This is a genomic window from Halolamina sediminis (genome assembly GCF_001282785.1).
In the GTDB taxonomy this organism is placed as follows: domain Archaea; phylum Halobacteriota; class Halobacteria; order Halobacteriales; family Haloferacaceae; genus Halolamina; species Halolamina sediminis.
This window is the reverse complement of the sequence record NZ_CVUA01000001.1, coordinates 569,661-582,513: the sequence shown is the minus strand read 5'-3', so window position 1 is coordinate 582,513 and position 12,853 is coordinate 569,661. Positions and strand designations below refer to the sequence as shown.

The window sequence follows — 12,853 nt, the reverse complement described above, 5'->3', positions numbered from 1 at the left end:
GACCACGACTGGCCGTGATCGACGACGCGCTCGGCGACCGCTCGCTCGTTGTCGTCTCGAACCGCGAGCCGTGCGTCCACGAGTACGTCGACGGCGAGCCGACGGCCGAGCGCCCCGCCGGCGGGCTCGTGACCGCGCTCGACGGCGTGGTCGCCGAGACGGGCGGCACGTGGGTCGCGTGGGGGAGCGGTGACGCCGACTTCGACCCCGCGGTGGCGCCCGACGGCGAGGTTCACGTTCCGGCGGGGGGCAGCGGGGACGAGCCGGCGGACGACGACCGACCGGGCTACACGCTCTCACGGCTCGACCTCCCCCGCCGGCTGATCGAGAACTACTACTACGGCTACAGCAATCAGGTGCTCTGGCCGATCTGCCACCTCGAAGCCGACCCCGTGACCGTCGACCCCGCGTTCGCGCCGGCGTACCGCGAGGCCAACCGCCGGTTCGCGGAGCGCGCGGTCGCCGCCGACCCCGACGTAGTCTGGTTTCAGGACTACCACCTCGCGCTGGCGCCGCAGTACGTCCGCGAGGAGCGGCCCGAGGCGCGGCTGGTGCAGTTCTGGCACGTCCCGTGGCCCACGCCGGAGTTCTTCGAGATCTGCCCGCAGGGGACCGAACTGCTCCGCGGCCTGCTCGGCAACGACGCGATCGGCTTCCACCTCGAGCGGTACGCCGCGAACTTCCGGGACTGCGTGGCGCGGTTCGTCCCCGACGCCGAACTGATGGCCTCGGGCACGATCCGCTACGACGGCCGGACCGTCGAGACGCACGCCTCCCCCATCGGCGTCGACACGGAGCGCGTCGCGGCGAACGCCAGAAGCGACGCCGCGACTCACTACTGGGACCGAGTGACTGGTCGGTACGACCTCGATCGGGGGCGCTCGATCGTGCTGGGCGTCGACCGCCTCGACTACACGAAGGGCGTGATCGAGCGCCTCGATGCGCTCGCATACCTGCTGGAGACGACGCCCGAGCTGGCGGGCGAGTTCACCTACGTCCAGAAGGGGACCCGCACCCGCGAGGGGATCCCCGCCTACCGGCGCTACTACGACGAGGTTCGCGACCGGATCGCCGACCTGAACGGGGCCCACGGCACGCCCGACTGGACGCCCGTCGTCTACATCGAGGACGACGTCGACGACCGCGAGCTGGCGGGGCTGTACCGCCACGCCGACGCCGCGGTGGTGAGCTCCCGACGCGACGGGATGAACCTCGTCGCGAAGGAGTTCGTCGCCGCACAGGGGCAGCCGGCGCCCAACGCCGGGCTCGCGCAGGCGGACGGGCTCGACCGATCGACCCGAAACAGGACGCCGGGGGCGCTCGTCCTGAGCCGCTTCGTCGGTGCCGCCGAGTCGCTCTGTCCCGCGGCGCTGTCGGTGAACCCCTACGACGTGGCGGGGTTCGCCGAGACGATCCGGACGGCGCTGACGATGGACGAGACCGAGCGCCGCGAGCGCGCGGCGACGATGCGAGTCTCGGTTCGCGAGGACGACATCGACGCGTGGCTCGCGACGCAGATGGACGTGCTGACGGGTGAGGAACAGACCGTCGCGGCGGACGACGACTGAGGTAGTCGGACTCGTTACCACGCTGATCGGTTCACGAGACATCGACTCGACGCTCGATCGGAGCCGAGCCCTCGCTAGCCGGTGAAGATCAGCAGAAGACGCCCGGAGCGGGATTTGAACCGCGAGGACTCGCTGCGCTCGTCCTCTGGGTTCAGAATCCCGCCGACGCTGTTTCGCTTGACTCGACGCTTGATCGAAGCCGAGCCCTCGCTAGCCGGTGAAGATCAGCAGAAGACGCCCGGAGCGGGATTTGAACCCGCGTCACAACCGTGACAGGGTTGTATGATGGGCCACTACACCATCCGGGCACGCTGCCTCGCTGCACTCAATCGTACCGCCGTGTTGTAAATAAGGCTTGCCATCCATCGCTGCTATGGGAGGGAACCGCGTGGCGTGGCGTCGCCGCGCCAGGGAGGGCCCGCGACCTATGGTCGACACGGCTTCACGGGTCGCGTGCGTCAACCGCTCGCGCACGCGCAACCTACATTAGCAAGCGTTATGTGCCGCCGGCTAAAATACAGCCGTAGTATCTCGTGACCGATTCTCTGAACGCCCCACACCTATGGTAGACGTAAGCCAACACGAACTGGTTCCGGAGCACACGCTCCTCGACGAGCCCGAGGTCGAGGAGGTGCTGGAGGAGTACCAAGTGAAGAAGACCAACCTACCCAAGATCAAGCGCAGGGACCCCGCCCTGCCCAAGGAGGCAGAGCCCGGCGACGTCGTTCGCATCGAGCGCGACTCCCGTACCACAGACACTGCGGTCGTCTACAGGCTGGTGGTCGAATAATGGATCGAGAGGACCGACGTGCGGTCTCCCGGGAGTACTTCTCCCAGGAACGGCTGGCGGAGCACCACTTCCGATCGTTCAACAACTTCCTCGACCGCGGGATGCAGGACGTGGTCGACGAGAAGGAGACGATCGGCACCGACATCGGCGACAAGGAAGGGCAAGAGCCCGTCTGGGTCGAACTCGGCGACGTACGTATCCTGACACCGCGAGTGCGCGAGGCCGACGGCTCCGAGGAGCTGCTCTACCCACAGGAGGCCCGCCTGCGCAACATCACCTACGCCGCGCCGGTGTTCATGGAGATGTCCATCGTTCGGGGCGGCGAAGAGGAGCCCGAAGAGGTCGTCGACCAGACCGAGACCAAGGTCGGCCGGATGCCAATCATGGTCGGCTCGAACAAGTGTAACATCGACGGCTTCTCCGACGAGGAGCTGATCGACATCGGCGAGGACCCCGTCGACCCCGGCGGCTACTTCATCGTCAACGGCTCCGAGCGTGTGCTGATGACCAGCGAGGACCTGGCGCCGAACAAGATCCTCGCGGAGCACGACACCAAGTACGGCGACGACATTCAGGTCGCCAAGACGTTCTCCCAGCGCCGGGGCTACCGCGCGCTGGTGCTGTGTGAGCGCAACCGTGAGGGGATCCTCGAGGTCAGCTTCCCCTCCGTCTCCGGCTCCGTGCCGTTCGTGACGCTGGTCCGAGCGCTCGGCCTCGAATCCGACGAGGAGATCGTTCACCGCGTCTCGGAGGACCCCGAGATCGTGAAGTTCATGCTGGAGAACTTAGAGGAGGCCGACGTGCAGACCGAGGAGGGGGCCATCGAGACCCTCGGGAAGCGCGTCGCCTCCGGACAGGGGAAGAACTACCAGCTCAAGCGGGCGAACTACGTGATCGACCGCTACCTCCTCCCGCACCTCCACGAGGAGGGCGTCGACGAGGAGGACGTCCGTATCAACAAGGCGTACTACCTCTGTCGGATGGCCGAGGCGTGTTTCGAACTCGCCCTCGGACGTCGTGACTCCGACGACAAGGACCACTACTCCAACAAGCGCCTCAAGGTCAGCGGCGACCTGATGAAGGACCTGTTCCGGACCGCGCTGAACAAGCTCTCCCGGGACGTGAAGTACCAGCTCGAACGCGCCAACATGCGCAACCGCGACCTCAGCGTCAACACGGTCGTGCGGTCGGACGTGCTCACCGAACGGCTGGAGCACCCGATCGCGACCGGGAACTGGGTTGGCGGCCGCTCGGGCGTCTCCCAGCTGGTCGACCGGACCGACTACATGGGCGTTCTCTCCCACCTGCGGCGGCTCCGCTCGCCGCTGAGTCGCTCCCAGCCCCACTTCGACGCGCGTGACCTGCACGCGACCCAGTGGGGGCGTATCTGTCCCTCCGAGACGCCGGAGGGCCCCAACTGTGGGCTGGTGAAGAACTTCGCACAGGCGATGGAGCTCTCCCAGCACGTCGACGACGAGCGCGAACTGAAGCGCGAGCTCGACGACATGGGCGTGGAGGGCATCCCCGGTATCGAGGGCGTCGAACGAGCAACACCCGCGGACGACTGAGATGGCAGGAAAACAAGAACGACCTGCGAAGGTCTACGTCAACGGTAGCCTCGTCGGGACCCATCCGGACCCCGAGGAGCTGGCAGCACAGATCCGAGAGTCACGTCGCAACGGCGAGGTCAGCGAGATGGTCAACGTCGCGGTCAAGGACCGCACCCGCGAGGTCATCGTCAACGCCGACTCCGGCCGCGCGCGGCGCCCGCTGATCGTCGTCGACGACGGCGAGCCGCGACTCACCGACGAGCACATCGAGGCGATCGAGGACGACGAGCTCGAGTTCGACGACCTCGTCGACCGCGGCATCGTCGAGTTCATCGACGCCGAGGAGGAGGAGGACATCCTCGTCGCCGTCGACGAGGAGGACCTCACCGAGAACCACACCCACCTCGAGGTCGACCCGCAGCTGATCTTCGGGATCGGCGCGGGGATGATCCCCTACCCCGAGCACAACGCGTCGCCACGTATCACGATGGGTGCGGGGATGATGAAGCAGTCCCTCGGGCTGCCGTCGGCGAACTACCGCATCCGGCCCGACACGCGACAGCACCTCCTACACTACCCGCAGCTCTCGATGGTCAAGACCCAGACCACCGAGCAGATCGGGTTCGACGAGCGCCCCGCGGCCCAGAACTTCACGGTCGCGGTCATGTCCTACGAGGGGTTCAACATCGAGGACGCGCTGGTCATGAACCAGGGTTCGGTCGAGCGCGGCCTCGCCCGCTCGCACTTCTTCCGCACGTACGAGGGTGAGGAGCGACGCTACCCCGGCGGGCAGGAGGACCGCTTCGAGACGCCCTCGCAGGACGTGCGCGGCGCACGCGGCGAGGACGCGTACACCCAGCTCGACGAGGACGGGCTGGTCAATCCCGAGACGAAAGTCGACGAGAGCTCGGTGCTGCTCGGGAAGACCTCGCCGCCCCGGTTCCTCGAAGAGCAGGAGGACCTCGGCGGCCTCTCGCCCCAGAAGCGGCGTGAGACCTCCGTGACGATGCGCTCCGGCGAGGACGGCATCGTCGACACGGTAACGCTGATGGAGGGCGAGGACGGCTCGAAGCTCTCGAAGGTGTCCGTGCGGGACGAACGGATCCCCGAACTCGGGGACAAGTTCGCGTCCCGGCACGGCCAGAAGGGCGTCGTCGGTCACCTCGCACCCCAGGAAGACATGCCGTTCACCGAGGAGGGGCTCATCCCCGACCTCGTGATGAACCCCCACGCGCTCCCCTCGCGGATGACCGTGGGCCACGTGCTGGAGATGCTCGGCGGCAAGGTCGGCTCGCTGGAAGGCCGGCGCGTCGACGGCACGCCGTTCCAGGGCGAAGGCGAGGAGGAGCTCCGCGAGAGTCTGGAGGAACGCGGCTTCAAGTCCTCCGGCAAGGAGGTCATGTACTCCGGCGTGACCGGCGAGAAGATCGAGGCCGAGATCTTCGTCGGCACGATCTTCTACCACAAGCTGTACCACATGGTGAGCAACAAGCTGCACGCCCGCTCCCGCGGGCCGGTGCAGGTGCTCACCCGCCAGCCCACCGAGGGGCGCGCCCGCGAGGGTGGCCTCCGCGTGGGGGAGATGGAGCGTGAGGTGCTGATCGGCCACGGCGCCGCGATGGCGCTGAAGGAACGCCTGCTCGACTCCTCGGACCGCGAGACGGTGTACATCTCGGAGGACACCGGGATGGTCGCCGTGGAGGACGTGGAGCAGCGCCGAGTGTACGACCCAATCACGAAAGACGAGGACAACATCCACGAGTTGGAGGTCAGCTACGCGTTCAAGCTGCTGCTCGACGAGATGAAGGCGCTCGGCATCCGACCCAAACTCGAACTGGAGGACGCAGTATAAATGTCAATCTCAGGCTCACCCAAGGAGATCGGCGAGATCAGCTTCGGCCTGATGGACCCGGAGACGTACCGGGACATGAGCGCCACGAAGGTGATCACCGCCGACACGTACGACGACGACGGCTACCCCATCGACATGGGGCTGATGGACCCCCGGCTGGGGGTCATCGACCCCGGGCTGGAGTGTCGGACCTGCGGCCAGCACTCCGGCTCGTGTAACGGCCACTTCGGCCACATCGAGCTCGCGGCGCCGGTGATCCACGTCGGCTTCGCGAAGCTGATCCGCCGCCTGCTGCGTGGCACCTGTCGGGACTGCGGCCGGCTCTCGCTCACGGAGGACGAGCAGGCCGAGTTCGCCGAGCGGCTCGAGCGAGCCAAGGAGCTCGGCGACGACCCCGACGACGTGCTGAAGGCCGCCATCCGGCAGGCCCGGAAGACGTCGCGGTGTCCGTTCTGTGGCGAGACCCAGTACGACATCAAACACGAGAAGCCGACCACCTACTACGAGGTGCAGGACGTCCTCGCCGGCGAGTACTCCGAGATCATCGCCGAGGCGATGCAGCCCGAGGACGAGGACGACGACGGCGTCGCGCCCCAGGAGCTCGCCGACGAGACCGGCATCGCGCTCGACCGGATCAACGACATCCTCGGCGGCGAGTTCCGCCCGCGCGAGGAGGACCGCAAGGCGCTGGAGAAGGCGCTGAACATCGACCTGACCGAGGAGGACGAGAACAAGCTGATGCCCAGCGATATCCGGGACTGGTTCGAGGACATCCCGGACGAGGACCTCGCGAACATCGGCGTCAACCCCGAGACCTCCCGGCCGGAGTGGATGATCCTGACAGTACTACCGGTGCCGCCGGTCACCACCCGTCCCTCGATCACGCTGGACAACGGCCAGCGCTCCGAGGACGACCTGACCCACAAGCTGGTCGACATCATCCGCATCAATCAGCGGTTCATGGAGAATCGCGAGGCGGGGGCACCCCAGCTGATCATCGAGGACCTCTGGGAGCTGCTCCAGTACCACGTCACCACGTTCGTCGACAACGAGATCTCCGGGACGCCGCCGGCCCGACACCGCTCGGGACGGCCGCTGAAGACGCTCTCTCAGCGCCTGAAGGGGAAGGAGGGTCGCTTCCGCGGCTCGCTGTCCGGGAAGCGCGTGAACTTCTCGGCGCGAACCGTGATCTCGCCGGACCCGACGCTGTCGCTGAACGAGGTCGGCGTCCCCGAGCGCGTGGCTCGGGAGATGACCCAGACGATGAACGTCTCCGAGCGCAACCTCGAGGAGGCGCGGACGTACGTCCGGAACGGCCCCGAGGGGCATCCGGGCGCCAACTACGTCAAGCGGCCCGACGGCCGCCGGCTGAAGGTGACCGAGAAGAACTGTGAGGAGCTCGCCGAGAAGGTCGAGCCCGAGTGGGAGGTCTCCCGGCACCTGACCGACGGCGACATCATCGTGTTCAACCGACAGCCGTCGCTGCACCGGATGTCGATCATGGCCCACGAGGTCGTCGTGATGCCGTACAAGACGTTCCGGCTGAACACGACGGTCTGTACGCCGTACAACGCCGACTTCGACGGCGACGAGATGAACATGCACGCGCTCCAGAACGAGGAGGCGCGTGCGGAGGCCCGCGTCCTGATGCGCGTCCAAGAGCAGATGCTCAGCCCGCGCTTCGGCGAGAACATCATCGGCGCCATCCAGGACCACGTCTCCGGGACGTACCTGCTGACCCGGAACAACCCCGAGTTCACCGAGAACCAAGCGCTGGACCTGCTGCGTGCGACCAGCGTCGACGAGCTGCCCGAGCCCGACGGCGAGGACGACGGCGAGCCAGTCTGGACAGGCCGGACGGTGTTCTCGGAGCTGCTGCCCGACGACCTCAACCTCGAGTTCCGCTCGGAGGCCGACGACGAGGTCGTGATCGAGGACGGCCAGCTCGTGCAGGGGACGATCGACGAGGGCGCCATCGGCGCCTTCGGCGGCGACATCGTCGACACGATCACGAAGGACTACTCGAAGACGCGCGCCCGCGTGTTCGTCAACGAGGTGGCGACGCTCGCGATGCGCTCGATCATGCACTTCGGGTTCTCGATCGGGATCGACGACGAGTCCGTCCCGCCGACGGCCGACGAGCAGGTCGACGAGGCGATCGACGACGCCTACGAACGGGTCGACGAGCTGATCGAGACGTACCGGGCGGGCGATCTGAACTCGATCCCCGGCCGGACCGTCGACGAGACGCTCGAGCTCAAGATCATGCAGACGCTCGGCAAGGCGCGTGACTCCGCGGAGGACATCGCCGGCGACCACTTCGACGACGACAACCCGGCGATCGTCATGGCCCGCTCGGGCGCGCGTGGGTCGATGCTGAACCTGACCCAGATGGCCGCCACCGTCGGCCAGCAGTCCGTCAGCGGCGAGCGCATCAACCGCGGCTACGAGGGCCGCACGCTCAGCCACTACGAGCGTGGCGACCTCGGCGCCAAACCCCACGGGTTCGTGGAGAACTCCTACCGCTCGGGACTCACGCCGCGGGAGTTCTTCTTCCACGCGATGGGTGGCCGCGAGGGGCTGGTCGACACGGCAGTCCGGACCTCCAAGTCCGGCTACCTCCAGCGCCGCCTGATCAACGCCCTCTCCGAGCTGGAAGCGCAGTACGACGGCACCGTCCGGGACACCTCCGGCACGGTCGTCCAGTTCGAGTTCGGCGAGGATGGCACCTCGCCGGTGAAAGTCTCCTCAGACGAGGACGACCCCGTCGACGTGGAGGCGATCACCCAGCGCGTGCTGGACGCCGAGTTCAGCAGCGAGGAGCAGAAGGCCCGCTTCCTCGGCGAGGACGAGGAGACCACCAACATCTCGGAGTACGCCGGCCCCGGCCTGAACAAGGCGGGCCAGGGGGTGAGCGATGACTGACCCCGACGTACTCCCCGAGAGCTTCGAGCACGTCGACGAGGAGACCGAGGCGCTGGTCGAGGACACCGAGCTCCCGCGGCGCCTGAAGGACCGCATCTACGGCGCCATCGAGGAGAACGAGGGCGCGACCCGCGAGGAGATCGACGAGATCGTCAAGGCGGTCGTCACCCGCTACGACGACACCCGGGTCGACGCGCTCGACCCCGTCGGGACGGTGTCGGCCCAGTCGATCGGCGAACCGGGCACCCAGCTGACGATGAACACGTTCCACTTCGCGGGCGTCGCGGAGATCGACGTGACACAGGGGCTGCCCCGGCTGATCGAGCTCGTCGACGCCCGGAAGACGCCGGACACGCCGACGATGACGGTCCACTTAGAGGAGGAGTACGCGACCGACCGCGACAAGGCCCGCGAGGTGGTGTGGCAGATCGAGGCGACGAAGATCCTCGCACTGGGGAACGTCTCGACCAACGTCGCGGACATGCAGGTCACGATCGACCTGAACGAGGACACGCTCCAGAAGCGCTGGCCCACCTACGACGACGTGGGCGACGTCGCCGAGGAGATCCAGGACACCATCGAGAGCGAGCTCAAAGTCGCGACCAAGCGCAAGGGAACGAAGATCGCGTTCGGCCCCGAACAGCCGAGCTACCGCGAGCTGCTCCAACTGGTCGAGGAGCTGCGGGAGGTCGTGTTCAAGGGGATCGAGGAGATCTCCCGCGTCGTGATCCGGAAGGAGGAGGTCGAGGACGACGAGGAGGAGTTCGTCCTCTACACCGAGGGGTCGGCCTTCGGCGACGTGCTCGAGATCGAGGGCGTCGACACCAGCCGCTCGACGTGTAACAACATCCACGAGATCTACGACAACCTCGGGATCGAGGCCGCCCGCGAGACGATCATCAACGAGACCCACGAGACCCTGGCCGAACAGGGGCTCGACGACGTGAACGTCCGGCACCTGATGTTGGTGGCGGACATCATGACCAACCGCGGGACGATCGAGTCGATCGGCCGGCACGGCATCTCCGGCTCGAAGGAGTCCGTGCTCGCCCGCGCGGCGTTCGAGGTGACGGTGAACCACCTGCTCGACGCCGCCGTCCACGGCGAGGTCGACGACCTCGACGGCGTGATCGAGAACGTGATCGTCGGGAAGCCGGTGTCGATCGGCACCGGCGACGTGGACCTCCGGATGGGCTCGGGCGGCGCCGCGAAATCCGCCGACGACTGATGGGCCCGCCCTACCCCCACTCGCAGGCCGGAGGCCGCCGATGAGCCTGACGCTGTCGGACGAAGCGCGCCGGCACATCGCCGCGTTCGCCGACGTGGCCGACGTGACGCCGGTTGACTGCCTGATCGAGGACGACCGTGCGGTGTTCGTGATCCCCGCCGGCGAGATGGGGGCGGCGATCGGGCCGGACGGCGAGACCGTCGAGGCCGTCGAGTCACAGTTGGGCAGCCGGGTCGATCTCGTCGAAAACGCCGAGGAACCCGCCGCGTTCGTCGCCAACTGCCTCGCGCCCGCGGCCGTGCGCAACGTCACCCTGTCGACCCAGGGCGGCAGCACGGTCGCGTACGTCGAGGTCCCGCAGGGCGACCGCGGGGTCGCGATCGGCGCCGACGGCGAGTCGATCGAGGCAGCCCGAAAGTTGGCAGCCCGACACTTCGACATCGACGACGTGCAGTTGGCGTAGCCGGGACGGGCGCAGATCGGAGTAGCGCCACCTCTAACGCGTTCTCGATCCGTCTTCTCTCCTCGAAAGGGGACGCTTAAGTGGCTCCGTCGAACAGTTGTGGTATGGCGAACGGCAAGTACGCCGCGCGGAAACTCAAGAAGGACCGCCAGAAGCGACGGTGGTCCGACTCGGAGTACGCGCGCCGTGAACGCGGACTCAAGGAGAAGTCCGACCCGCTCGAGGGCGCCCCGCAGGGTCGCGGGATCGTGCTGGAGAAGGTCGGTATCGAAGCGAAACAGCCCAACTCGGCGATCCGGAAGTGTGTCCGGGTCCAACTCATCAAGAACGGGAAGCAGGTCACCGCGTTCTGTCCCGGTGACGGCGCGATCTCGTTCATCGACGAGCACGACGAGGTCACGATCGCAGGGATCGGTGGCTCGAAGGGTCGTGCGATGGGTGACATCTCCGGTGTCAACTACAAGGTCGAGAAGGTCAACGGCGTGTCGCTGATCGAACTGGTTCGCGGGAACGCGGAGAAGCCAGTCAGATGAGCGAGGAAGAAGCCGCCGAGGCCGAGCCCGAGGACATCGAGGCCGAAGAGGAGACCGAGGAGACGTCGACCGGCGCCGACCTGTTCGGCGTCTGGGACGTGAGCGACATCGAGTACTCCGACCCCTCGACCCAGCGCTACCTCAACGTGACGCCCGTCGCGCACACGATGGGTCGCCACGCGAGCAAGCAGTTCGAGAAGTCCGAGATCAGCGTGGTCGAGCGCCTGATCAACCGACTGATGCAGACCGAGGACAACACCGGTCACAAGCAGAAGACGACCCGCATCGTGCGGGACGCCTTCGAGATCGTCCACGAGCGGACCGAAGAGAACCCCGCGCAGGTGCTGGTCGAGGCCGTCGAGAACGCGGCCCCGCGCGAGGAGACCGTCCGCCTGAAGTACGGCGGGATCTCGGTGCCGAAGGCCGTCGACGTAGCGCCCCAGCGCCGGGTCGACCAGGGCCTGAAGTTCATCGCGCAGGGCACGCTCAACGCCTCGCGCAACACGGCAACCCCCGTCGAGGAGGCGCTGGCCCAGCAGCTCGTCGGCGCCGCCGACTACGACGTGAACGTCTACCCGATCTCCCAGAAGGAGGAGACCGAGCGCGTCGCGGCCGCGGCCCGCTAACTCGGCTCCGGCTTTTCGTTTTTAGCAGCTCCCGAGCGGCGGCTCTCGATGCGTTTTTGCACGGTCCGGGTCGACCCCCCGAGCCGTGCCCTCCAGCGTCGTCCGGAAGTTCTACCTGCTGCAGGCGACCCGCTCGGTCGGGTTCATCGCCCCGATCTTCACGCTGTTTCTGCTCCGGGATCTCTCCTTCACTGTCGTCGGGACGCTGAGCGCGCTGTCGGCCGCGATCGTCGTGCTCGGCGAGGTGCCGACGGGGTACGTCGGCGATCGGCTGGGCCGGCGGGCGAGCATCGGCCTGAGTATCGGGCTGAAGGCGGCGTCGCTGCTCGGCTTCGTGTTCGTCCGGTCGCCTCTGGGGTACGCGGCGCTGTACGTCCCGTGGGCGCTGGGGCTGACGTTCGCCTCGGGCAGCATCGACGCCTGGCTATACGACACGCTCAGCGAGCGCCTCGACGCCGGCCAGTTCACCCGGATCCGCGGGCGCGGTGAGGCCGTGACGGCGTGGAGTTCGGTCGTCACCGCGATCGGGGGTGGCGCACTCTACGGCGTCGATCCGACGTGGCCGTTCCTCGCGAGCGTCGGGATGAACCTCCTCGGGCTGGCGGCGCTGGCCTCGCTGCCCAAGAACCGAGCATATCGCGGGGACGAGACCAGCGGCCCGAGCGCGGCCGAGACGTTCGGTGTGCTCCGCCGGGCGGTCGCCCGCCCGTCGCTGCGGTCGTTCGCGCTGTACGTCGGCCTCTTTTTCGCCGTGCTGAGCGCGTCGACGACGTACGTGCAGCCGATCGCCGAGTCGCTGCTGGAGACGGCGATCCCCGGTGGGCTGCCGGTCGGGCTCTCGCTCGGGTTGCTGTACGCCGGCTTCAGCGGCGTCACGGCGGTTTCGAGCCAGCGCGCGGGGTGGCTCGAGGATCGGCTGGGGGTGCGACGGCTGCTGATCGCCGTCCCCGTGCTCACGAGCGGGCTGCTCGTGCTTCCCCGGCTGGCGCTGGTCGCCGCGCTCCCGATGTTCGTCGCCCAGCGCGCCTCGCGGGCGCTGCTGCTCCCGGTCGTCAACGCCCGCGTGAGCGAGGCCGTCGACGACGCCGGCCGGGCAACGGCCGTGTCCGCGGTGTCGATGCTCACCAGACTGTACAAGCTCCCGCTGGCGGTCGGCGCCGGGGTGCTCGCGGACGGGCTGGGGGAGACCAGCGCGGTCGCCGCGCTCGGCAGCGTGTTCCTCCTCGTCGCCGCGGCGTCGACGGTCACGCGGCCGCTCCGACTGCTGGAGGGCGGAGGGCGTCGCGAGGATGCCACCTGACAGAAAGACTTTGGGCGG

At 67.6% G+C, this 12,853-nt stretch carries 10 protein-coding genes and 1 tRNA gene; 10 read left to right on the top strand and 1 reads right to left on the bottom strand.

Annotated elements, in window-relative coordinates; translation table 11 throughout:
• The first annotated feature begins 14 nt into the window (after positions 1 to 14).
• Entirely contained in the window at positions 15 to 1,568 is a 1,554-nt protein-coding gene (locus tag BN1959_RS03015) for an alpha,alpha-trehalose-phosphate synthase (UDP-forming) (RefSeq protein ID WP_053947235.1), read from the top strand.
• A gap of 235 nt (positions 1,569 to 1,803) precedes the next feature.
• On the opposite strand, the gene BN1959_RS03010 is transcribed toward BN1959_RS03015, so the two are convergent.
• Positions 1,804 to 1,876, bottom strand: a tRNA-Asp gene (locus BN1959_RS03010).
• 254 nt (positions 1,877 to 2,130) lie between these two features.
• Here BN1959_RS03010 and BN1959_RS03005 point away from each other — a divergent pair.
• The 9 genes from BN1959_RS03005 to BN1959_RS02965 all read left to right on the top strand — a co-directional run bounded on the left by BN1959_RS03005 (position 2,131) and on the right by BN1959_RS02965 (position 12,835).
• Positions 2,131 to 2,358 carry a DNA-directed RNA polymerase subunit H gene (locus tag BN1959_RS03005; RefSeq protein ID WP_049979642.1) on the top strand — a complete coding sequence of 76 codons (228 nt, stop codon included), beginning with the start codon at positions 2,131 to 2,133 and terminating at the stop codon, positions 2,356 to 2,358.
• A complete protein-coding gene (locus tag BN1959_RS03000; RefSeq protein WP_053947234.1) occupies positions 2,358 to 3,926 on the top strand; it encodes a DNA-directed RNA polymerase subunit B'' in 1,569 nt (522 codons plus the stop codon). The genes BN1959_RS03005 and BN1959_RS03000 overlap by 1 nt, the downstream gene beginning before the upstream one ends.
• 1 nt (position 3,927) lies before the next feature.
• Entirely contained in the window at positions 3,928 to 5,760 is a 1,833-nt protein-coding gene (gene rpoB / locus BN1959_RS02995) for a DNA-directed RNA polymerase subunit B (RefSeq protein ID WP_053947233.1), read from the top strand.
• Entirely contained in the window at positions 5,761 to 8,685 is a 2,925-nt protein-coding gene (locus BN1959_RS02990) for a DNA-directed RNA polymerase subunit A' (RefSeq protein WP_053947232.1), read from the top strand. It begins immediately after the preceding gene.
• Positions 8,678 to 9,913, top strand: coding sequence for a DNA-directed RNA polymerase subunit A'' (rpoA2, locus tag BN1959_RS02985; RefSeq protein ID WP_053947231.1), 1,236 nt, complete (start codon positions 8,678 to 8,680; stop codon positions 9,911 to 9,913). The genes BN1959_RS02990 and rpoA2 overlap by 8 nt, the downstream gene beginning before the upstream one ends.
• A 40-nt stretch (positions 9,914 to 9,953) precedes the next feature.
• Positions 9,954 to 10,376, top strand: coding sequence for a NusA-like transcription termination signal-binding factor (locus tag BN1959_RS02980; RefSeq protein WP_053947230.1), 423 nt, complete (start codon positions 9,954 to 9,956; stop codon positions 10,374 to 10,376).
• A 104-nt stretch (positions 10,377 to 10,480) separates the two neighbouring features.
• The gene (locus BN1959_RS02975; protein ID WP_049979636.1) at positions 10,481 to 10,909 is read left to right on the top strand and encodes a 30S ribosomal protein S12; all 429 of its coding nucleotides are present in this window, start codon (positions 10,481 to 10,483) and stop codon (positions 10,907 to 10,909) included.
• Complete coding sequence (locus tag BN1959_RS02970) at positions 10,906 to 11,535, top strand: 30S ribosomal protein S7 (protein WP_053947229.1); 630 nt, start codon at positions 10,906 to 10,908, stop codon at positions 11,533 to 11,535. Before BN1959_RS02975 ends, BN1959_RS02970 begins: the two co-directional genes overlap by 4 nt.
• A gap of 85 nt (positions 11,536 to 11,620) precedes the next feature.
• Positions 11,621 to 12,835, top strand: coding sequence for an MFS transporter (locus BN1959_RS02965; protein WP_053947228.1), 1,215 nt, complete (start codon positions 11,621 to 11,623; stop codon positions 12,833 to 12,835).
• The last annotated feature ends 18 nt before the right edge of the window (positions 12,836 to 12,853 follow it).

What these genes read in the sequence shown, in the direction of transcription:
- BN1959_RS03005 (WP_049979642.1), top strand. Translation starts at nt 2,131, where the DNA reads ATGGTAGACGTAAGCCAACACGAACTGGTTCCGGAGCACACGCTCCTC.
- BN1959_RS03000 (WP_053947234.1), top strand. Translation starts at nt 2,358, where the DNA reads ATGGATCGAGAGGACCGACGTGCGGTCTCCCGGGAGTACTTCTCCCAG.
- rpoB (WP_053947233.1), top strand. Translation starts at nt 3,928, where the DNA reads ATGGCAGGAAAACAAGAACGACCTGCGAAGGTCTACGTCAACGGTAGC.
- BN1959_RS02990 (WP_053947232.1), top strand. Translation starts at nt 5,761, where the DNA reads ATGTCAATCTCAGGCTCACCCAAGGAGATCGGCGAGATCAGCTTCGGC.
- rpoA2 (WP_053947231.1), top strand. Translation starts at nt 8,678, where the DNA reads ATGACTGACCCCGACGTACTCCCCGAGAGCTTCGAGCACGTCGACGAG.
- BN1959_RS02980 (WP_053947230.1), top strand. Translation starts at nt 9,954, where the DNA reads ATGAGCCTGACGCTGTCGGACGAAGCGCGCCGGCACATCGCCGCGTTC.
- BN1959_RS02975 (WP_049979636.1), top strand. Translation starts at nt 10,481, where the DNA reads ATGGCGAACGGCAAGTACGCCGCGCGGAAACTCAAGAAGGACCGCCAG.
- BN1959_RS02970 (WP_053947229.1), top strand. Translation starts at nt 10,906, where the DNA reads ATGAGCGAGGAAGAAGCCGCCGAGGCCGAGCCCGAGGACATCGAGGCC.